Origin of the sequence: Nocardioides sp., assembly GCF_044226765.1 — a bacterium.
Lineage (GTDB): Bacteria > Actinomycetota > Actinomycetes > Propionibacteriales > Nocardioidaceae > Nocardioides.
The window spans coordinates 75,445-95,556 of sequence record NZ_JBGAGJ010000015.1; the positions used below are offsets into that span (position 1 = coordinate 75,445).

The following is a 20,112-nucleotide window of genomic DNA, read 5'->3' on the forward strand; positions in this document are numbered from 1 at the left end:
ACCCCTCGGTGTCAGGGCAACACGACGACAGGGGGCCCGGCGGTCGGTGCTCAGCGGTCCTTCCGCGACAGCTTCCGCGCCACGGCGACCAGGCCGAGCGTGCTGAGCGCCCCGGCGGCGTACGGCGCCACCCAGGCCGGTCCGCGGTCGTCGGGCCTGACCAGGGCGGGTGAGGGTGGTCCCTGCACCGGGGCGGCGGGCTCGGGCACGCGCAGAGCCCGGGCCGCCGCCGAGGTGTGCGACCAGGCGGCGCTGTAGAGCACGACCCGGGAGAAGTAGTTGATCCAGACGAGCAGGATCAGTGCGATCCCGAAGGCCTGGAAGGCGGGGTTCCCCTGGGTCGAGCGGAACAGCACGTTGGAGATCTGCTTGAGGATCTCGAAGGCGACCGCGCCGAGCACGGCGCCGGACCACAGGGACCGGCGCGGCGCCACCGGGCGGGTGAGCAGCACGAACATCAGGTAGAACAGCAGCATGTCGGCGCCGAAGCCGACCACCACGGTGAGCAGCGTCAGCAGCCACCCGAAGTCGCTGCTGATGCCCAGCCACTCGAGCACGTCGCCGGCGAACCCCCCGACGAGCCCGGCCACGACGACCGCCACCAGCAGCACCACGCCGATGAGGGCCAGCACCAGGAGGTCGCGCGCCTTCCCGACCAGGAAGCTCGGCTGGGCGCCCGCCGGCTGCTCGAAAACGACCATCAACGCCCGCCGGATCGACGAGATCCAGCCGAGACCGGCATAGAGCAGCACCAGCAGACCGATCAGCCCGAGGATCCCCCCACCACCGGTGGCGGACTCGAGGTCGCTGACCTGGATCTGGCCCTCGTTGTCACCGACCAGCTTGGGCATCACGCCGTTGAGGGCGTCGGTGAAGTCCCCCTGGGCGTCGGGGTAGACCTGCACCAGGAGCCCCACCAGGAAGAAGCCGAGGGCCAGGATCGGGAAGACCGACAGGAAGGCGTAGTAGGTGACACCGCCGGCCTGCTGCCCGGCCTGGACGGCGCCGTAGTGCTCCTGGGTGCGCAGGGCGTGGTCGAGGAGCGGGCTGCGCTCCCGCGCAGCAGCGAGCCGTTCCTTCGGCGACGCCACGGTCAGGGCTTCGCAGCGGCAGCCACGAGCGGGAAGTCGCGGGTGGGGCGCCAGCCGGTCGCCGCGTCGTGCACGTAGAGGTGGAAGCGCTCGACGTCGAACACGCAGTCGAAGTCGGCGAGGTCGGTGAACGCCCGGTCGAGCTGCTCGTCCGCCAGGTGGTGGGCGACGGTCACGTGCGGGTGGTACGGGTAGGCGAGCTCCACCTCCAACGGCCCGGTCCGCAGCGACTTCGCGAGCTGCTCGCACTGCGAGATGCCCTCGATCAGGGTCACGAAGACCACCGGGGAGACCGGCCGGAAGGTGCCGGTGCCGCGCAGGTGGACGCAGAACTCGGCGTGCTCCCCCGCAGCCTCCTCCAGGTGCTTCTCGACCTCGGTGAGGTGCACGTCCTCGACCTCGGTCGGGGGGACCAGCGTGATGTGCGTCGGGATCATCGCGGCCGTGGTGTCGCCGACCGAGGTGCGGTAGTCCTGGAGCTGGGTCGCCCAGGGCTCCGGGATCGCGACGGCTACGCCGATGGTGGGCACTCGACGACCTTACTGACCCACTGGGGACGCGACCGGGACGAAGCCGACCCGCTGGTACACGTCGCGCAGGGTGGCGGCCGCGACCGCGCCGGCCTGCTCGACGCCCTGGCGGAGGACCTCGGTGAGGTAGGTCTGGTCGTCGAGCAGCTCGAGGGTGCGCTCGCGGAACGGCGTGACGAAGTCGACCACGACCTCCGCGAGCTCCTTCTTCAGGTCGCCGTAGCCGCGCCCCTCGTAGGCGGCCTCGAGGTCGGCGATGCCCCGGCCCGTCAGCGCCGAGTAGATCGTCAGCAGGTTGCTGACCCCCGGCTTCGTCTCGGGGTCGAACCGGATCTCCGAGCCCGAGTCGGTCACGGCCGAGCGGATCTTCTTCGCCGACACGGCGGGGTCGTCGAGCATCTCGACGATGCCCGACGGCGACGACGCCGACTTCGACATCTTCGAGGTCGGGTCCTGGAGGTCGGTGATCTTCGCCGTCGCCTTGAGGATGTAGGGCTCGGGCAGCCGGAAGGTCTTCTTGTAGCGCCGGTTGAACCGCTGGGCCAGGTCGCGGGTCAGCTCGAGGTGCTGGCGCTGGTCCTCGCCGACGGGCACGTAGTGCGGCCGGTAGAGCAGGATGTCGGCCGCCTGGAGGATCGGGTAGGTGAACAGGCCCACGCTCGCGGCGCCCTCGCCGCCCTTGGCGGACTTGTCCTTGAACTGGGTCATCCGCCGGGCCTCGCCGAAGCCGGTCAGGCACTGGAGCACCCAGCCGAGCTGGGCGTGCGCCGGGACCTGGGACTGGACGAAGATCGCGGACCGCGCCGGGTCGATCCCCATCGCCAGCAGCTGCGCGGCGGCCCGCAGCGTGCGCTCGCGCAGCACCCGCGGGTCCTGCTCGACGGTGATCGCGTGCAGGTCGGCGATGAAGAAGAACGGCTGGTAGTCCTCCTGGAGGTCCACCCACTGTCGCAGCGCGCCGAGGTAGTTGCCGAAGTGGAAGGAGTCGGCAGTCGGCTGGATGCCGGAGAGCACCCGGGGACGCGCGGTCCCCGAGCCCTGGACCGACGTCGCGACCTCGGGTGCGGTCGTGGTGGACATGATGTCCATTCTGACCCATGCGGATAGTCATTCGAGCATCCGGGGTGACCCGTCCTAGGGTGCGTCCGTGATCCCGACGCTGACCGACGGAGTCGTCACCCTCCGCCCCCACCGACCCGACGACGCCGAGGCCGCGACGGAGCAGTCGCGGGACCCGGAGTCACAGCGCTGGACCCGGGTGCCGGTCCCCTACGAGAAGGCCGACGCGGAGCTCTTCGTGACGCGGCTGATGCCCGGCGGGTGGGAGGACGACAGCGAGTGGGGCTTCGCGCTCGAGGCCGAGGGCCGGTACGCCGGCACCGTCTCGCTGCGCAACGAGGGCGACGGCCGGGCCGAGATCGGGTACGGCGCGCACCCCTGGGCCCGCGGCCGGGGGTACGTCGAGCGCGGCCTGCGGCTGCTGCTCGAGTGGGGGTTCGCCGAGCGGGACCTGCACACCGTGATCTGGTGGGCGCACGTCGGCAACTGGGCGTCGCGCCGGCTCGCCTGGCGGCTGGGGTTCGCGATCGAGGGCACCGTCCGCGACTGGCAGCCCCAGCGTGGCGAGCTGCGCACCGCCTGGGTCGGCACGCTGCTGCGCGCCGATCCTCGCGAGCCGCGGTCGACCTGGCTGACGAACCCCGTCGTCGCGGGCGACGGGGTGCAGCTGCGTCCTTTCACGGACGCGGACGTGCCCCGCGTCGTCGAGGGCATCGGCGACCCGGGCACGCAGCACTGGTTGGCGTTCCTGCCCCGCGACCCGGTCGCGGCCGACGGCCGCCGCTACCTCGAGCAGGTCCGGGAGCGGCTCGCGACCGGGCACACGGTCACCTGGGCGTGGAGCGCGGCCGACGACGACCGCCTCCTCGGCGTGGTCGGGATCTACCGGGTCCCCGAGGAGGCCGAGCTGGGCTACTGGACGCACCCCGAGGCCCGGGGGCGCGGGCTCACGGTGCGTGCCGCGCGGCTGGCGGTCCGCCACGCCTTCGAGGAGCTGCGGCTGGACCGGCTGGCGGCGTACGCGTCGGCACCGAACGTCGCCTCGCTCGGCGTGCTGGAGTCGCTGGGCATGCAGCGCGCCGGCGTGCGCCGGCAGGCCGCGACCACCGGCGACGGCACGGTGGTGGACCTGGTCGGCTACGACCTGCTGGCGTCCGAGTACGCCGCCGCGGCGGCGACCTGACCGCTGCGCCGGTGGAGCGTGGCGGACCAGAGGAGCACGACGACGCCCAGCACCGACAGCGCGGCGCCGACGAGCGCCGGTGAGCGGTAGCCGTAGCCCGCGGCGATGACCAGGCCGCCGAGCCAGGCGCCGAGCGCGTTGGCGATGTTGAGCGACGCGTGGTTCATCGCGGCGCCCAGCGTCTGCGCCTCGCCCGACACCGACATCAGCCGGAGTTGGAGGTTGACGACCAGCACCGAGCCGATCGCGGTCACCAGGAAGACCGCCGGCAGCAGCACCCAGCCCAGCGGGGCGACCGCCCAGACCAGCAGCATCACGAAGAACGAGGCGACGCCGGACAGGATCAGCGAGCGGAAGACCGACCACTCGGCGAGCCGTCCAGCCAGCCAGGTGCCGGCCACCATGCCGAACCCGAAGCCGGCGGTGAAGACCGGCACCGCCGACTCCGGCAGGCCGGCGACGTCGGTCACGGTCGGGGCGATGTAGGAGTAGACCGCGAACAGCCCGCCGAACCCCACCGCGCCGGCGAGCAGGGTGAGCATCGCCTGGCCGTTCTTGAAGAACTGGAGCTCGCGACGCCCGGTCGCCTCCGGGTCACCGGGGCAGGACGGGACGAAGAGCGTCACCATCAGCACGGTCAGGGCCGCGATCCCCGCGGTGAAGACGTACGCCGTGCGCCACCCGGCGAGCTGGCCGAGCCAGGTCGCCGCCGGCACCCCGACGACGTTCGCGACCGAGAGGCCGAGCATGACGCTGGCGACCGCCCGCCCCTTCCGGCCCGGCGGCGCCAGGCTGGCGGCGACCAGCGAGGCGACGCCGAAGTAGGCGCCGTGCGGCAGGCCGTCGAGGAAGCGGGCCACGAACAGCACCTGGTAGCTCGGGGCCACTGCGCTGAGCAGGTTGAACGCGGCGTACGCCACCATCAGCCAGACCAGGAGCGCCCGGCGCGGGAGCCGGGCGCCGAAGAAGGCGATCACCGGGGCACCTACCACGACGCCGAGCGCGTACGCCGAGATCACGTGCCCGGCCTGCGGGATCGAGACGTCGACGCCGGCGGCGATCTGCGGCAGCAGCCCCATCGTCACGAACTCGGTCGTCCCGATGGCGAACCCGCCGAGCGCCAGGGCGAGCAGGGCCCGCGTCACGGTGCGCGTGCCGGCGGCCGGTGCTCCGGTGGGGGGCGCGGTCGTCGTCACGGGTCGGCCAGGGTCTTTCCGGTCGAGGGGCGGTCCAGGTGCGGAGGCTGCTGGAAGGCGCGCAGCGCCACCAGTCTGCAACCGGCGACGCTCGACGGCCTATTCCCCGGGCCGCGTCAACCGCCGGTGACCACCCTCACCACCACCTGGACGAGGTTGAGGCCGACCAGGAGCACGGCGACCAGCGTCGAGACCAGGAGGAGCACGCCGCCGCGCGGGTCGCCGAGCCTCCGGGCGCGGGCGCCGCACCAGGCGGAGGCCGCCATCGGCGAGACGAGCACGAGCACCGCCGGCAGCCCGGCGCGCAGGACGACCGACAGCGGGAGGTCCTCCTCGGTCCCGGTGTAGCCCTGCACGCTCAACAGCCAGTCACCCAGGACGTTGGCCGCGACCAGGCTCGCCGCGAGCAGCGCGAACAGCCACCAGCCTCGGCGCACCCACCTGCGTGCCTGCGGGTTCACCTGGCTCGCGGTCGGCACCAGCCCCACCTCCCCCGGTCCTGCTTCCAGGGTGGCCGGTGCCGGTGAGGTGCGGCAGGGCCGAACGGCCCTGCCCACCGCTCCTCCTGGAGGCGCTACGGCAGGACGTCCGGGTCGGTCTCGGGCAGGGGCAGCGTGTCCGGCGCGACCCCCGGGTCCTCACCGGGCGAGATCGGGTTCGGCGTGCCGTCCGGGTCGCTCGACGGGACGACCTCGGGCTCGACGGTGTCGGGGTCCTGCGGCGTGGTGGTCATGGCGGTGCAGTACCCCGTCGCCGGGCTCCGCACCTGCGGAGCGCGCGGCTACTGCAGGACGGTCACGTCGGACTGCACGACGGCGACCTCGCCGCTGTCGGGGAGACACGGGTCGCCGGCGTAGCGGTCGGCGGGGCTGTAGCCGCCGCTCATCCGCACCGTGTCCCCGTCATGGGCGACGGGGTTGCTGTCGACGTCGTAGATCGTCACCCGGCCCTGGTCGGTCGTGGCCCGGTAGCCGGCCGGCCAGACGGCCCACACCTGGTCCGGCTCGTTGCCACCGCGCTGCAGCGGGGTGAGGTAGACGCAGTCGTCCGCGTCGACGGACAGCACGCCCTCGATGAGCGCCTGGTCTCCCCCGCTGCTGGTCGGCGCCCAGCCCGAGACCGGCAGCCGGATCGTGGTGCCGCTCAGCGAGTCGTCGCCGGAGGAGACCAGTGAGACGACGCCGAAGGCGGCCGCCGCGAGCACGAACGGCCCGACCAGGGCGATGGCGTAGCCACGCCGGCTGAGCGCCGGCGGCCGCGACCACCGGTCGTAGGTGGACCGCCGGCCGCCGCCCTCGGGGGGCTGCTCAGCCAAGGGAGGCGATCGCGTCGTTGAGCGTGGCCGAGGGGCGCATCACCCGCGACGCCAGCTCGTCGTCGGGCTGGTAGTAGCCGCCGATGTCGGCCGGCGAGCCCTGCACGGCGAGCAGCTCCTCGACGATCTTGTCCTCGTCTGCGGCGAGCCGGTCGGCGAGCGGCTTGAACGCGGCCGCGAGGTCCGCGTCCTCCGACTGGGCCGCCAGCTCCTGCGCCCAGTAGAGCGCGAGGTAGAAGTGCGAGCCACGGTTGTCGATCCCGCCGAGGCGCCGGGTCGGGGACTTGTCCTCGTTGAGGAACGTCTCCGTGGCCCGGTCCAGCGCCGCCGCCAGCACCTTCGCGCCGGGCGTGCCCGCCTGCTCGGCGTACAGCTCGAGCGAGGGGACCAGCGCGAAGAACTCGCCCAGGCTGTCCCAGCGCAGGTAGTTCTCCTTGACCAGCTGCTGGACGTGCTTGGGCGCCGAGCCACCGGCGCCGGTCTCGAAGAGGCCGCCGCCGTTCATCAGCGGGACGACGGAGAGCATCTTCGCCGAGGTGCCGAGCTCGAGGATCGGGAACAGGTCGGTGTTGTAGTCGCGCAGCACGTTGCCGGTGACCGAGATGGTGTCCTCTCCCCGGCGCATCCGCTCGAGCGAGTACGCCGTGGCGTCGGCCGGCTTCATGATCTCGATCGTGAGCCCCTCGGTGTCGTGCTCGGGGAGGTACTCCTTCACCTTCGCGATCAGGTTGGCGTCGTGGGCGCGGGCCTCGTCGAGCCAGAAGATCGCCGGGGAGCCGGTGGCGCGGGCCCGGGAGACGGCCAGCTTCACCCAGTCGCGGATCGGGGCGTCCTTGGTCTGGCAGGCACGCCAGATGTCACCGGGCTGGACCTCGTGCTCGATGAGCACGTCGCCGGCCGCGTTCACGACCTGGACCCGGCCGGCGGCCGGGACCTCGAAGGTCTTGTCGTGCGAGCCGTACTCCTCGGCCGCCTGGGCCATCAGACCGACGTTCGGCACCGAGCCGATGGTGGCCGGGTCGAGCGCACCGTGGGTGCGGCAGTCGTCGATCGTGGCCTGGTAGATCCCGGCGTAGCTGGAGTCCGGGATCACCGCGAGGGTGTCGGCCTCCTCGCCGTCGGGACCCCACATGTGGCCGCCGATGCGGATCATCGCCGGCATCGAGGCGTCGATGATCACGTCGGAGGGGACGTGCAGGTTGGTGATGCCCTTGTCGGAGTCCACCATCGCCATCGCCGGTCCCTCGGCGAGGCCGGCCTCGACGGCCGCCTTGATGGCGTCGCCCTCCGGCAGCGACGCGACGGCGCCGAGGAGGGCACCGAGGCCGTCGTTCGGCGAGATGCCCGCGGCGGTCAGCTGCTCGCCGTACTGCTCGAAGAGCGTGGGGAAGAAGGCCTGCACGACGTGCCCGAAGATGATCGGGTCGGACACCTTCATCATGGTCGCCTTGAGGTGCACCGAGAAGAGCACGTCGTCCGCCTTGGCGCGGGCGATCTGCTCGGTCAGGAAGCGGCGCAGCGCCGCGACGTCCATGAACGTGCCGTCGACGACCTCGCCGGCGAGCACCGGCAGGCTCTCCTTGAGCACGGTCTCGGTGCCGTCGGCGGCGACGTGCTTGATGGTGAGGGTGTCGTCGGCCGGCAGCACGACCGACCGCTCGTTGGAGAAGAAGTCGCCGGCGCCCATCGTCGCGACGTTGGTCTTGGAGTCGGGGCTCCACGCGCCCATCCGGTGCGGGTGCGCCTTCGCGTAGTTCTTGACCGACAGCGGCGCGCGGCGGTCGGAGTTGCCCTCGCGCAGCACCGGGTTCACGGCCGAGCCCTTGACCCGGTCGTAGCGCGCGCGGACGTCCTTCTCCTCGTCCGTCTGCGGGTTCTCCGGGACGTCGGGCAGGTCGTAGCCCTTGTCCTGCAGCTCCTTGACCGCCGCCTTCAGCTGCGGGAGCGAGGCAGAGATGTTCGGGAGCTTGATGATGTTCGCCTCGGGCGTCTTCGCGAGCGCGCCGAGCTCGGCGAGCGCATCGTCGATGCGCTGCTCGTCGGTGAGGCGCTCGGGGAACTGCGCGATGATCCGGCCCGCCAGCGAGATGTCGCGGGTCTCCACGTCCACACCGGCCTTGGCGGCGTACGCCGCGACGATCGGGAGGAAGGAGTACGTCGCCAGCAGCGGCGCCTCGTCCGTGTGGGTGTAGATGATGGTGGCCATGCTCGGCGACTCCTGCGACTGTCGGTGATGGGCGGTGCGGACCAAAGTACCTTGACATCAAGATACCTGACGGCTCCGACCCGTCCACCCTCGCACCCGGCTCCCGGTGGGGCAACGCGGCCCCTCGTCCCCGGGGGCGGTTGACACTAGAGTGCTGCCGCGCGTCCGCGGGGGACGCCTCCACGAGGGGAGCTTGCGCATGGCCGAGACCACCACTGTGCCGGACGTGCAGGGACCGGGGGTGCGGCAGAAGGTCGCCGCCGAGGTCATCGGGACCTTCGCGCTGGTCTTCTTCGGCTGCGGCGCCGTCGTCTACTCCAGCCAGGTCGACCAGTTCACGATCGCCACCGTCGGCCTGACCTTCGGTGTCGTCGTCATGGTGATGGCCTACGCCTTCGGCCGGGTCTCGGGCGGGCACTTCAACCCAGCCGTCTCGGTGGGCGCCGCCATCGGCGGCCGGATCGCGTGGCGCGAGGCCGGCGTCTACGTCGTCGCCCAGCTCGGTGGCGCGATCCTCGGCGCCCTCGCGCTCTTCCTGCTCATGCACGGCTTCGAGGGCTACGAGGCCGAGGGCAACATGGGCCAGAACTTCTTCGGCGACCAGGGCAGCGGCTACGCCTGGTGGGCCGCCTTCCTCCTCGAGGTGCTCATCACGGCGACGTTCGTGACCGTGATCCTCGCCGTGACCGACGAGCGCTTCGAGCACCCCGCACTGGCGCCGCTGGCGATCGGCCTGACCCTGACCGCGATCCACTTCGTCGCGATCCCGGCCACGGGCACCTCGGCGAACCCCGCCCGCTCGATCGGCCCGGCGCTCTTCGCCGGTGGCGACGCGATCATCCAGCTGTGGCTGTTCATCCTCGCGCCGGTGCTCGGCGGGATCGCGGCGGGGGCGGCCTACCCTGCCCTCTTCGGGCGCCACGCCGAGGTCATCCCGGGCTCCGGGCTGACCTTCCTGCGCCCGCGGGGGCAGACCGTCGTGGTGGGGCCCGACGCCTACCAGCAGCAGTGGAACCAGGAGACCGGGACGGCGGCGTACGCCACCCAGCAGCCGATCGTCCAGGACGGCTGGCAGTGGGACCCGGTCGGGCAGCAGTGGCACCCGGTCGGGCAGACCCCCGAGCAGTGGCGTGCCCAGCAGGCGGCCCAGCAGCCGGTCCAACAGCCGGTCCAGCAGCCGGTCCAGCAGCAGCCGGTCCAGGCCCAGCCCGACCCGGGCGCCGGGGACGAGACCGGCGGCCTGGGCGACCACACCCAGATCCGGCCGCCCCAGTAGCGGCGCGGGTCAGCCGACCAGCCGGACCACGCGGTAGGTCCCGGTGGTCTGCTCCTCCTGCACGAGGCCGGTGCCGCGCTCGAAGGTGAGCTGGTCGGTCGTGCCGGGGCGGAGGTCCGACCGCCGCTCGACGACCACCTGGTCGTCCGCCACGGCGACGACCCCGACGGTGTCCTCGACCACGCCCTCGGCGTACGCCGGCCGGAAGCCGTCACCGACCCGGGGCGCGGCCGGCATCACCAGGCCGGCCTCGGCGCCGTCGACGCCGGCCTGCCACTCTCCCTCCCGGCCGAACCACCACACGTTGCCGCTCTCGTCCTGGGCATACCAGTCGACGACCCGGCGGCCCGCCTCCCGGCTGACCCGGGCGGTGGTGGCCACCCCGGCGACGGTCGGACCCGCGGTGGCGGCGACGGTGAGGTCGTGGGTGCCCGCGGTGTCGGCGACCGTGTAGCGCCAGGTGCGGCCGTCCTCGAGCGGGAACCACGGGTTGTCGACCTCGGCGACGAAGTCCGCCGGGTCGGGGCTCGGGGTGGGGATCACCAGCTCGTCGACGCCCGCCGGCGGGCTCGACGGCGACGCGGTGCCGCAGCCGGCCAGAGGGACGGCCAGCGCCGCGCCCAGCGCGGCCGCCAGCAGCAGCCCCCGCACCGTCATGGACCCCAGCATCGCAGGACGGTGGGGCGCTGCTAGCGTCGGGAGGCGGAAACCGTCACCGTTCATCACCGTGCTCGAGGAGTCGTCGTGAGCTCTACCCCGTTGAAGGTCGCCGTCACCGGCGCCGCCGGTCAGATCGGCTACAGCCTGCTGTTCCGCCTCGCGAGCGGTGCCCTGCTCGGCGACCGCCCGATCGAGCTGCGCCTGCTCGAGATCACCCCCGCGCTCAAGGCGCTCGAGGGGGTCGTGATGGAGCTCGACGACTGCGCGTTCCCGAACCTCGCCGGTGTCGTCATCGGCGACGACGCCGAGCAGGTCTTCGACGGCGCGAACCTCGCCCTGCTGGTCGGCGCCCGTCCGCGCACCGCGGGCATGGAGCGCGGCGACCTGCTCTCGGCGAACGGCGCGATCTTCACCGCGCAGGGCAAGGCGCTGAACAAGGTCGCTGCCGACGACATCCGCATCGGTGTCACCGGCAACCCCGCCAACACGAACGCGCTGATCGCGATGAGCAACGCGCCGGACATCCCGCGCGAGCGGTTCACCGCGCTGACCCGGCTCGACCACAACCGCGCGATCTCGCAGCTCGCCGCGAAGACCGGCGCCGCCGTCACCGACATCTCGAAGATGACGATCTGGGGCAACCACTCCGCCACCCAGTACCCCGACGTCTTCCACGCCGAGATCGGCGGCCGGAACGCCGCAGAGGTCGTCGGCGACCAGGAGTGGATCGAGAGCACCTTCATCCCGACCGTCGCCAAGCGCGGCGCCGCGATCATCGAGGCGCGCGGGTCGTCCTCGGCCGCGTCGGCCGCGTCGGCCACCATCGATGCGGCCCGGGACTGGCTGTTCGGCTCCGCCGAGGGCGACTGGGTCTCGATGGCGGTCGCCTCGGACGGCTCCTACGGCGTCCCGGAGGGCCTGATCTCCTCGTTCCCCGTCGTCACCAAGGACGGCAGCTGGGAGATCGTCCAGGGCCTGGAGATCGACGACTTCTCCCGCGCGCGGATCGACGCCTCCACGGCCGAGCTCGCCGAGGAGCGCGAGGCCGTCAAGGAGCTCGGCTTGATCTGAGCGGAGCCGCGTCAGCGGGTCCGCTGCTGGTGGTCGAGCGAGCGGCGCGTGTCAGAGCGGCTGGTCGGGGATCGAGCCCGCGAGGAAGATCAGCGCGACACCGGTGGCCACGAGCAGCAGGCAGTCCCACCACCGGCGGCGGACGGCGAGCATGCCGGCGTCCTTCGCCGGCAGCACCGCCCGCACCAGCGCGGCGAACAGCAGCGCCCCGCCGAACCAGCGCACGCCGAGCCGCCAGCTGCCGGTCGAGACCAGGCCGACCGACACGGCCACGACCGCGAGCACCACGAGGTAGAACGCGCCGCCGATCGTCGACGGGTAGCGGCGGCCCTCCTCCTCACCGGGGTGTGACGAACCCGGCTCCGCCGAGACCTGTTCGGGCTCGCCGGGCGGGGGCTCGATCCCAGCCACGGTCGCGGTCACCCGGCCGACTGCTCGGCCGCCGCCACGATGTTCGAGAGCAGCATCGCCCGGGTCATCGGACCGACACCTCCCGGGTTGGGGGAGACCCACCCGGCGACGTCCCAGACGTCGGCGGCGACGTCACCGGCGATCTTGCCGTCGCGTCGGGAGACCCCGACGTCGAGGACGGCCGCGCCGGGCTTGACCATGTCCGCGGTCACGATGTCCGGGACGCCGGCGGCGGCGACGACGACGTCCGCGCCGCGGGTGTGCGCCGCGAGGTCGCGGGTCCCGGTGTGGCACAGGGTCACGGTCGAGTTCTCGGTGCGGCGGGTGAGCAGGAGCCCCATCGGCCGCCCGACGGTGATGCCGCGGCCGATCACGACCACCTCGGCGCCGTTCAGCTCGACGCCGTGGCGCCGCAGCAGCTCGATGCAGCCGAGCGGGGTGCACGGGATCGAGCCCGCCTCCCCGAGCACGAGCTTGCCGAGGTTGACCGGGTGCAGCCCGTCGACGTCCTTCTCCGGGGCGACCCGTGAGAGCAGCCGGAACTCGTCGAGCCCGGTCGGCTGCTGGACGATGAAGCCGGTGCACGCGGGGTCGGCGTTGAGCCGGTCGATCTCCGCCTCGACCTCGGCCTGGGTCGCACTGGCCGGCAGGTCGACCCGCATCGAGGCGATGCCGATCTCCGCGCAGTCCTTGTGCTTGGCGGCGACGTACCAGCGCGAGCCCGGGTCGTCCCCCACGAGCACGGTCCCGAGGCCGGGGACCACCCCGCGCGAGCGCAGGGTCGCGACCCGCTCCGTCAGCTCGGCCTTGATCGCCTTCAGGGTGGCGCTGCCGTCCAGCTTCTGTGCGGTCACGGGTTCATCCTCTCGCGTCGCTCAGTGGAAGAAGTGGCGGGTGCCGGTGAAGTACATCGTCACGCCGGCTGCGCGGCAGGCCTCGACCGTCAGCTCGTCGCGCACCGAGCCGCCGGGCTGCACGATGGCCGCCACCCCGGCGTCGATGAGCACCTGCGGGCCGTCCTCGAAGGGGAAGAACGCGTCCGAGGCGGCGACCGAACCGGCGGCCCGCTCCCCCGCCCGCTCGACCGCGAGCCGGCACGAGTCGACCCGGTTGACCTGGCCCATGCCGACGCCCACCGAGGCACCGTCCTTGGCGAGCAGGATCGCGTTCGACTTCACCGACCGGCACGCCGTCCAGGCGAAGGCGAGGTCGGCCAGCAGCTCGGGCGACGCGGCCTCCCCGGTCGCGAGCGTCCAGGTCGACGGGTCGTCGCCGGGCGCGTCGACGTAGTCGCGCTGCTGCATCAGCAGGCCGCCGGAGATCGGCCGCATCTCGACCTCGCCGCGGCCGAGCGGCTCGCACACCAGGATCCGGATGTTCTTCTTGCCCTGCAGCACCTCGACCGCGCCGTCCTCGTAGGACGGCGCGACGACCACCTCGGTGAACACCTCGGCGACCTGCTCGGCCATCGCCACCGAGACCGGCCGGTTGGTGGCGATCACCCCGCCGAACGCCGAGACCGGGTCGCAGGCGTGCGCCTTGCGGTGCGCGTCGGCCACGTCGGACCCGACGGCGATCCCGCACGGGTTGGCGTGCTTGATGATCGCGACGGCCGGCTCGTCGAAGTCGTAGGCCGCCCGCCGGGCCGCGTCGGCGTCGACGTAGTTGTTGTAGGACATCTCCTTGCCGTGCAGCTGCTCGGCCTGGGCCAGCCCGGTGCCGAAGCCGTTGAGGTAGAGCGCCGCGCTCTGGTGCGGGTTCTCGCCGTAGCGGAGCACCGCCTGCTTGTCCCAGGTACCGCCGACCCAGGCCGGGAAGCCTCCCCCGGACCCGGCCGGGCCGTCCGAGGTGTCGGTGAGCACGTTGCCCATCCAGGACGCGACGGCGACGTCGTACGTCGCGGTGTGGACGAACGCCTCGGCGGCGAGCCGCTGCCGCTCGGCGAGGGTGAAGCCGCCGGCGGCGACGGCGGCCAGCACGTCGGCGTACCGCGCCGGCGAGGTGACGATCGCGACCGACGGGTGGTTCTTGGCTGCCGCCCGGACCATCGAGGGCCCGCCGATGTCGATCTGCTCGACGCACTCGTCGGGGCTCGCACCGGACGCGACGGTCCGGACGAACGGGTAGAGGTTCGAGACGACGAGGTCGAAGGGCTCGACGCCGAGCTCGGCGAGCTGCTCGACGTGGGAGTCGAGCCGCCGGTCGGCGAGGATGCCGGCGTGCACCTTCGGGTGCAGGGTCTTCACCCGGCCGTCGAGGCACTCCGGGAAACCGGTGAGGTCCTCCACCTTGGTGACCGGGACGCCCAGCCCCTCGATGAGGGCCGCCGACCCGCCGGTCGAGACCAGCGCGACCCCGGCCTCGTGCAGGCCGCGGACCAGCTCCTCCAGCCCGGCCTTGTCGTAGACCGAGACGAGCGCACGCCTGATCGGCACCTGGTCGAGAGTGGTCATCGTCCGAACCGGACCTTCCTGTCGTTGATCGTGAAGCCGTCGCGGGCCATCCGGCCCACGGCGTCGACGAGCATCCGGCGCTCGGCGACCTTGATCCGCTCGTGCAGCGACTCGGGGGTGTCGTCGTCCTCCACCGGCACCGCCTGCTGCGCGACGATCGGGCCGGTGTCGACGCCCGCGTCGACGACGAAGAGGGTGCAGCCGGTCACCTTGACGCCGTACGCGAGGGCGTCGGCGGGTCCGTGCATGCCCGGGAACGACGGCGACAGCGCGGGGTGGGTGTTGACGACGCGACCGCCGAACCGCGTGAGGAACTCGGGGCCGACGAGCTTCATGAAGCCCGCCAGCACCACCAGGTCGGGGTCGAAGCCCGCGACGGTGTCGGCGAGGGCGCGGTCCCAGTGCTCGCGGATGCTGAACTGGCCGACCGCCTTGACGAAGGTCGGGACGCCGGCCCGCTCGGCCCGGGCGAGGCCCTCGATGCCGTCGCGGTCGGCCCCCACCGCGACCACCCGGGCGCCGTACGCCGGGTCCTCGCAGGCGTCGAGCAGGGCCTGCAGGTTGGTCCCCGATCCCGACACCAGGACGACGAGGCGGGCGGTCACGCGTCGGAGTCTAGGGCTCCGTCACCGGTCGCCCGCCGGGCGGTCCGCCGCTGCCACCACGTCATCACCAGACCGCCGACCAGACCGCCGATGCCGAAGGCCGTCACGGCGTGGACGAGCACGTCGAACGAGTCCGGCCCGACGGCCCGCAGGCGGCCCGGGCCGACCGCCCCACCGGCCACGGTGGTGAGCAGGGCGAGCAGCACCCCCGCCGCCACACCGCCGGCGCAGCCGCGCAGCAGCCCCTCCTCCCACCGCAGCGTCGGGTTGCGGTGCTGGGACCGGGCGGCGGCGACCGCCGCGACGAGGGGGGCCAGCGCCAGCAGGTAGACCGTCCACACCGGGGTCGGTCCGCTGTCGGGCAGCGCCGCGAGCAGCGGGAACATCGGCAGCGGGCCGAGCTGGACCAGCGTCGGCGAGACCAGGGTGCCGGCGCCGACGGTGAACCCGGGGCCGAGCAGGTAGCTGGCGGAGAACAGCACGGCGTTGGGCGTGACGCTCGCGGTGAGCGCGGTGTAGACCGTGGTGTCGCCGGCGTCGGTGTGCAGCCGCGACATCACGTTGACGGCGGTGCCGAAGTCGGTGACCAGCGCGACGAGGAAGGCGACCGCAGCAACAGCCAGGTAGGCACCGAGGACGCGCAGGCAGGTCGCGCCCGCCGCCCGCGCGGACGGCGGCAGCATCGCCGCCCAGATCGCGGCCCGCCCGGAGCCGACCGCGATCGAGACGAGCCCCGAGGTCAGGCACAGCAGGAGGCACCACGCCAGGACCCGCGCGACCGACGGCGCGGTCTGCGGCGTCTCGGCGAGCCGGAGCGTGATCATCGCCACGGCGACGTACCCGCCGGCGAAGGCGGCGGTGGCGCTCGCGACGGTCCAGTCCCGCTCGCCGTCGGCGATCCGGTCGGCGTCGGGCCCGTGTCCCGAGACCGAGTCGCCGACCCGGTGCCCGACCCGCCAGACCGCCCACGCGGCCAGCGCCGTGAGGCCGAGCGGCACCACGGTCACCGTGACTCCGCTCACGTGGATCCCGGAGCCGTGGGCCAGCAGCCACCCGAGCGCCCCCACCCGGAGCCCGTCGCGCGGGGTTCCGTGTGCGCCCGCGTCGGCCAGGAACCAGCCCACGACCCCGGCCGCCAGGCAGACCAGGAGGGTGCTCAACGCCGCTGCGGCACCGCCGAGGACCGCGACCAGCACGAGCGGTCGGCGGTGGCGCGGGTCGAGGCGCTCCCCCACCGAGGTGGGGCCCGGACCCGGGAGCAGGGACGTCATGACGCCGTCATCATCTCCGCCGGGGCGCCGAGATCGGGTCTCCCACGCCGGTCGTCGGCAGTTCGGCCCCCACGTCCGGCCCGGGTTACCGTGGATCACGCTATGAAGGACCCCGACCAGTTCGACCACTTCTACAAGGACGTCCGCAACCGGCTGCTGGTGCTGACGTACTGCCTGACCGGCGACCTCTCCTCCTCCCGGGCCGCGGTCCGGGACGCGTTCGTCGTCACCTGGCACCACTGGCGCAAGGTCTCCAAGCTCGAGGACCCCGAGGCGTGGACCCGGGTGCGTGCCTGCGCCCGCGCGCAGCGCCGCCACACGGCCAAGCTCTGGCACCGGGAGAAGGGCCTGGACCCCGAGGTCAAGGCCACCCTGGACGCGCTCGGCAAGCTGCCGGTCACCCAGCGCCGGGTGCTGCTGCTCAGCCACCTCACCACCGCCTCGCTCGCCGAGATCGCCCGCGAGGTCGGTCTCCCGCGGGTCGACACCGAGCGCGAGCTCCAGACCGCGACCTCGCAGTTCGCGATGGCGCGCGAGGTCCCCACCACCAGCATCCGGACGGTCTTCGAGCCGGTGCGCGCCCATGTCGACGACGGCCGGTGGCCCCGCGCCACGATCGTCCGGCGCTCGGGCGCCGCGCGCCGCCGTACCCACACCGTGATCGGGGTGGCCGCGACCGTGGCCGCGCTGGTCCTGACCGGCACCCTCGTCGGGGACGCCACCGGCGTCCGACCCACGCTGACCGGTGAGCGGGTCGCCGCCTCCGACCCCGGCCCGTCCTCCTCGCCGCCGACCCCCGAGCCCGCCGACCTGCCCGCCGAGGCGCTGGTCAGCTCGGACGAGCTGACCCGGACGACACCGGGCACCCGGTGGGAGGTGGCCCGCACCGACGACAACTCCACCGGCTCCGGCCTGGTGATGCCGTGCCAGGACGAGCGGTACGCCGACCCGCGCGGCACGGCCGCCCTGGTCCGGCGCTTCGACCCGGCCGGGCCCGCCCACAGCACGCCGACCGCCGTCCAGACCGCGCAGGTGTCGATGTCCCGGCGAGCCGCCGCCCGCGGGTTCGACACCGCGGTCGGCTGGTTCGCGGGGTGCCAGACCGACCGGGCCCAGCTCCTCGGGACGCACGCCGTCGACGGCGTCGGCGACGAGGCGATGCTCCTGGAGCTGCGCACCTGGGACGGCGACGGCTCGACCGTCCTGGCCGGGGTCGCCCGGACCGGCGACCTCGTGACCACGACCCTCACCCGGTTCCCGGTCGGCCGGCAGCCGTCGCTGGCCCGCTCGGCCGCGCTCCTGTCCGACGCCGTCTCCGGCCTGTGCATGCTCCAGGGCGCGGGCTCGTGCGGGGGCGCGCCCCGGCTGCGCGACGTCGCCCCGGTGCCGGTGACGTCGGTGCCGACCATGCTCGCGGAGGTCGACCTGCCGCCGGTGACCGGCATCCGGGACCCGTGGGTGGGCACCGAGCCCCGCCAGGCGCGGTCGAACGCCGCCGCCACCGGGTGCGACCAGACGGACTTCTCCGCCGCGCCGGTCTCGGACGGTGCCACCCGCACCTTCTTGATCCCGGACGCCGACCTGCCCGCCGAGTTCGGGCTGACCGAGACCGTCGGGACGCTCCCGGCGGCGAAGGCGGGCGCGTTCGTCGACCAGGTCCGCGCCGAGCTCGCGGCGTGCCCGGACAAGCACATGGGCACCGACGTCGTCCGCGTCATGCACGTCGACGAGAAGGACCGCGACCTCTCGGTCTGGCACGTCACCACCCAGATCAGCGACGACGAGTCGGTGGACTACCTCATGGGTGTGGCGCGCGACGGGACCTCGGTCGCGCAGGTCGGCTTCGTCCCGGCGCCGAAGGTGGGCTTCGCCCCGGGTGCCTTCGTCGGGATCATGGAGCGGGCGCTCGCCCGTCTCGACACGGGGCCGACGTCCCGGTCCTGACGCTCCCGAGAAATTCCCGGTCGCCGTGCAACCGTGGGCGCGGGTGAGGCGTATCCCTCCTGACTCAGCACCCCGCTGAGCACGACCGAGACGGGAAGGGCCGATGGACGAACGCGAGTTCGACGAGTTCTACACCGCGTCGTTCCAGCGGGTCACGGGGCAGGTCTACGCCATGATCGGCAACCGGGACGAGGCGCAGGAGTGCGTCCAGGAGGCGTTCGCCCGGGCCTGGGCGCACCGCCGCAAGCTGGACCGGGCCGAGCACCCCGAGGCCTGGGTCCGCACGACGGCCTACCGGCTCGCGGTGAGCCGCTGGCGTCGTACCGTCCGGGGCCGGCGGCCCGTCGACCGGGCGCTCGGTGCGCCCGTCGCGTCCGCGGCGCCGAGCGAGACCCACGTCGCCCTGGTCGCCGCGCTCAAGCAGCTGCCCGAGGCCCAGCGCCAGGCTCTGGTGCTGCACCACATCGCCGACCTGCCCGTGCACGACGTCGCCCGCGAGGTCGGCGTCCCCGAAGGAACCATCAAGGCCCGGCTCAGCCGTGGCCGGGCGGCGCTCGCGGCGCTGCTGGCCGAGGACGCCCCCGGCGGCCTCGCCCGAGGCATCGGAACGGAAGGAGCGAGCCATGCCTGACCCGATCGACCAGCTCGAAGGCTTCGAGATGCCCACCGTGACCCCCGTCCCGCCCGCCGAGGTACGCCGGCGTGGCAACCGGATCCGCCGGCGCAACAACGCGCTCGCCACCGTCGGCGGCATCGCCGTCGTCGCCGCGATCGTCGCCCCGATCGCCGTGCTCGCCAGCCACGGCCGCACCGGCAGCGCTCCGCAGCCCGCCGTTCCCTCGCCGTCGGTCACCTGGGTGCAGCAGGTGCCGGCCGACTTCCCCCTGGGCGACGGGCTCCCGCGAGCCACGATCCGCGACACCTACGAACAACAGGCCGTGCCGGTCTGCGAGAACGCCGTGTGGGCACCTGACGGGGTTGATGTCCGACAGGCCGTCCAGACCGAGAGCGAGGGCGGCTGGGACCGCTCGGTGGCCGTGTACGCCACCGAGAACGACGCGAGCCGGGCACGGACCACGCTCGCGGCGCAGGTCGAGCGGTGCGCCGCGGCCACGGACGGCAAAGCCCGCTGGGCGGAGGTCGTCGCGTCCGGCGCCGACTCGCTCGTCTACGTCGACCACGTGAGCGATGCGGGCGACATGTTCGCGCACCGCGTGGTCCAGGTGGGCAACGCGCTGCTCGTGGACACGACGTACGCGCACGGTGGCGGTGATCCGGCCGTCGTGCAACAGACCGCCGAGCTGCTCGCGGAGAAGTCGGCCGGCGTGGTCGGAGCGATGTGCGTGTTCTCCGCGAACCCCTGCTGAGCGCCCGGCGCCCCTCGCGGGCTACCGCATCGTCGGCCACTCGATCAGCACCGGCCCCCCGCCCGGCGCAGCTGGATCGCACGGATGTGGGACCCCTGCGGCACGGTGATCAGCCACCAGCCCGCCACGCAGTGTCCCGGCGCCAGGACCTGGTGGTCGGGGTACGCCGGCCTCCTCAACGGCTGCGCACCGCCGGGGTCGGCCGGGAACAGGCGACCGTCCAGCGTCTCGGCCCGCCAGTCCGCCCATGCCACCACCGCAGCGTGCGGGCTGGACGGCTGCAGGCACGTGCGGACCTTCTCCCCCCAGAACGTGGACCTCTCTGGTCGGTGGCGCGCCGGGTGCCCGTCGGCGCCGGGTGCACCCGTCGACACGCTCAGCACCTTCACGACGAACCTCCCACCACGACGCGGCGGCGGGTTCACGTCCGAGTACGGGCGGTGATGCTGGTGCACCTCCGGGACCGGGGAGGGC

At 73.2% G+C, this 20,112-nt stretch carries 21 protein-coding genes; 6 read left to right on the forward strand and 15 right to left on the reverse strand.

The features are described from left to right. Nucleotides 1-50 precede the first annotated feature (50 nt). From ACILRH_RS21840 to trpS, 3 genes are read right to left on the reverse strand one after another with little or no spacing between them, the layout of a single operon-like run. Nucleotides 51-1,091 carry a YihY/virulence factor BrkB family protein gene (locus ACILRH_RS21840; protein WP_395696177.1) on the reverse strand — a complete coding sequence of 347 codons (1,041 nt, stop codon included), beginning with the start codon at nucleotides 1,089-1,091 and terminating at the stop codon, nucleotides 51-53. Between the two features lie 2 nt (nucleotides 1,092-1,093). Next, on the reverse strand, nucleotides 1,094-1,621 hold the full coding sequence (locus ACILRH_RS21845) for a 2'-5' RNA ligase family protein (RefSeq protein ID WP_395696178.1): 528 nt from the start codon (nucleotides 1,619-1,621) through the stop codon (nucleotides 1,094-1,096). Between the two features lie 9 nt (nucleotides 1,622-1,630). Next, nucleotides 1,631-2,701: a tryptophan--tRNA ligase gene (gene trpS / locus ACILRH_RS21850; RefSeq protein ID WP_395696179.1), complete on the reverse strand. Its 1,071-nt coding sequence runs from the start codon at nucleotides 2,699-2,701 to the stop codon at nucleotides 1,631-1,633. 67 nt (nucleotides 2,702-2,768) lie between these two features. On the opposite strand from trpS, the gene ACILRH_RS21855 reads away from it, so the two are divergent. Continuing rightward, complete coding sequence (locus ACILRH_RS21855) at nucleotides 2,769-3,863, forward strand: GNAT family N-acetyltransferase (RefSeq protein ID WP_395696180.1); 1,095 nt, start codon at nucleotides 2,769-2,771, stop codon at nucleotides 3,861-3,863. Here the strand turns inward: ACILRH_RS21855 and ACILRH_RS21860 are convergent. The 5 genes from ACILRH_RS21860 to ACILRH_RS21880 form a co-directional block, all read right to left on the reverse strand. Further along, on the reverse strand, nucleotides 3,818-5,059 hold the full coding sequence (locus tag ACILRH_RS21860) for an MFS transporter (RefSeq protein ID WP_395696181.1): 1,242 nt from the start codon (nucleotides 5,057-5,059) through the stop codon (nucleotides 3,818-3,820). The two genes, ACILRH_RS21855 and ACILRH_RS21860, sit on opposite strands and share 46 nt — an antisense overlap. Nucleotides 5,060-5,175: 116 nt before the next feature. Then, nucleotides 5,176-5,538, reverse strand: a complete 363-nt coding sequence (locus ACILRH_RS21865) for a hypothetical protein (protein ID WP_395696182.1) — start codon at nucleotides 5,536-5,538, stop codon at nucleotides 5,176-5,178. 95 nt (nucleotides 5,539-5,633) lie between these two features. After that, nucleotides 5,634-5,792, reverse strand: a complete 159-nt coding sequence (locus ACILRH_RS21870) for a hypothetical protein (RefSeq protein WP_395696183.1) — start codon at nucleotides 5,790-5,792, stop codon at nucleotides 5,634-5,636. A 48-nt stretch (nucleotides 5,793-5,840) separates the two neighbouring features. Then, the gene (locus ACILRH_RS21875; protein WP_395696184.1) at nucleotides 5,841-6,374 is read right to left on the reverse strand and encodes a hypothetical protein; all 534 of its coding nucleotides are present in this window, start codon (nucleotides 6,372-6,374) and stop codon (nucleotides 5,841-5,843) included. Next, nucleotides 6,367-8,580: an NADP-dependent isocitrate dehydrogenase gene (locus ACILRH_RS21880; RefSeq protein WP_395696185.1), complete on the reverse strand. Its 2,214-nt coding sequence runs from the start codon at nucleotides 8,578-8,580 to the stop codon at nucleotides 6,367-6,369. The genes ACILRH_RS21875 and ACILRH_RS21880 overlap by 8 nt, the downstream gene beginning before the upstream one ends. 199 nt (nucleotides 8,581-8,779) lie before the next feature. Between ACILRH_RS21880 and ACILRH_RS21885 the strand changes: the two genes are divergently transcribed. After that, the gene (locus ACILRH_RS21885; RefSeq protein ID WP_395696186.1) at nucleotides 8,780-9,856 is read left to right on the forward strand and encodes an MIP/aquaporin family protein; all 1,077 of its coding nucleotides are present in this window, start codon (nucleotides 8,780-8,782) and stop codon (nucleotides 9,854-9,856) included. A gap of 9 nt (nucleotides 9,857-9,865) precedes the next feature. Here the strand turns inward: ACILRH_RS21885 and ACILRH_RS21890 are convergent, their stop codons facing one another. Beyond that, nucleotides 9,866-10,525, reverse strand: a complete 660-nt coding sequence (locus ACILRH_RS21890) for a hypothetical protein (RefSeq protein ID WP_395696187.1) — start codon at nucleotides 10,523-10,525, stop codon at nucleotides 9,866-9,868. A 75-nt stretch (nucleotides 10,526-10,600) separates the two neighbouring features. On the opposite strand from ACILRH_RS21890, the gene ACILRH_RS21895 reads away from it, so the two are divergent. Next, nucleotides 10,601-11,587, forward strand: coding sequence for a malate dehydrogenase (locus ACILRH_RS21895; RefSeq protein WP_395696188.1), 987 nt, complete (start codon nucleotides 10,601-10,603; stop codon nucleotides 11,585-11,587). A 51-nt stretch (nucleotides 11,588-11,638) separates the two neighbouring features. Here the strand turns inward: ACILRH_RS21895 and ACILRH_RS21900 are convergent, their stop codons facing one another. From ACILRH_RS21900 to ACILRH_RS21920, 5 genes are read right to left on the reverse strand one after another with little or no spacing between them, the layout of a single operon-like run. Then, complete coding sequence (locus ACILRH_RS21900; protein WP_395696189.1) at nucleotides 11,639-12,010, reverse strand: DUF3017 domain-containing protein; 372 nt, start codon at nucleotides 12,008-12,010, stop codon at nucleotides 11,639-11,641. Beyond that, nucleotides 12,007-12,852, reverse strand: coding sequence for a bifunctional methylenetetrahydrofolate dehydrogenase/methenyltetrahydrofolate cyclohydrolase (locus ACILRH_RS21905; protein ID WP_395696190.1), 846 nt, complete (start codon nucleotides 12,850-12,852; stop codon nucleotides 12,007-12,009). Before ACILRH_RS21905 ends, ACILRH_RS21900 begins: the two co-directional genes overlap by 4 nt. A 21-nt stretch (nucleotides 12,853-12,873) precedes the next feature. Next, nucleotides 12,874-14,451, reverse strand: coding sequence for a bifunctional phosphoribosylaminoimidazolecarboxamide formyltransferase/IMP cyclohydrolase (gene purH / locus ACILRH_RS21910; protein WP_395696191.1), 1,578 nt, complete (start codon nucleotides 14,449-14,451; stop codon nucleotides 12,874-12,876). Continuing rightward, nucleotides 14,448-15,056: a phosphoribosylglycinamide formyltransferase gene (purN, locus tag ACILRH_RS21915; RefSeq protein WP_395696192.1), complete on the reverse strand. Its 609-nt coding sequence runs from the start codon at nucleotides 15,054-15,056 to the stop codon at nucleotides 14,448-14,450. The genes purH and purN overlap by 4 nt, the downstream gene beginning before the upstream one ends. Next, on the reverse strand, nucleotides 15,053-16,327 hold the full coding sequence (locus tag ACILRH_RS21920; protein ID WP_395696193.1) for a DUF6350 family protein: 1,275 nt from the start codon (nucleotides 16,325-16,327) through the stop codon (nucleotides 15,053-15,055). Before ACILRH_RS21920 ends, purN begins: the two co-directional genes overlap by 4 nt. A gap of 102 nt (nucleotides 16,328-16,429) precedes the next feature. Here ACILRH_RS21920 and ACILRH_RS21925 point away from each other — a divergent pair, with 102 nt between their 5' ends. From ACILRH_RS21925 to ACILRH_RS21935, 3 genes are all read left to right on the forward strand, one after another. After that, a complete protein-coding gene (locus tag ACILRH_RS21925) occupies nucleotides 16,430-18,271 on the forward strand; it encodes a hypothetical protein (RefSeq protein ID WP_395696194.1) in 1,842 nt (613 codons plus the stop codon). Nucleotides 18,272-18,374: 103 nt separating this feature from the next. Next, nucleotides 18,375-18,902: an RNA polymerase sigma factor gene (locus tag ACILRH_RS21930; protein WP_395696195.1), complete on the forward strand. Its 528-nt coding sequence runs from the start codon at nucleotides 18,375-18,377 to the stop codon at nucleotides 18,900-18,902. Beyond that, entirely contained in the window at nucleotides 18,895-19,638 is a 744-nt protein-coding gene (locus tag ACILRH_RS21935) for a hypothetical protein (RefSeq protein ID WP_395696196.1), read from the forward strand. The genes ACILRH_RS21930 and ACILRH_RS21935 overlap by 8 nt, the downstream gene beginning before the upstream one ends. A gap of 44 nt (nucleotides 19,639-19,682) precedes the next feature. Here ACILRH_RS21935 and ACILRH_RS21940 read toward each other — a convergent pair. After that, nucleotides 19,683-20,112, reverse strand: a 430-nt coding sequence (locus ACILRH_RS21940; protein ID WP_395696197.1) for a hypothetical protein, incomplete at its 5' end; no start/stop codon positions are given.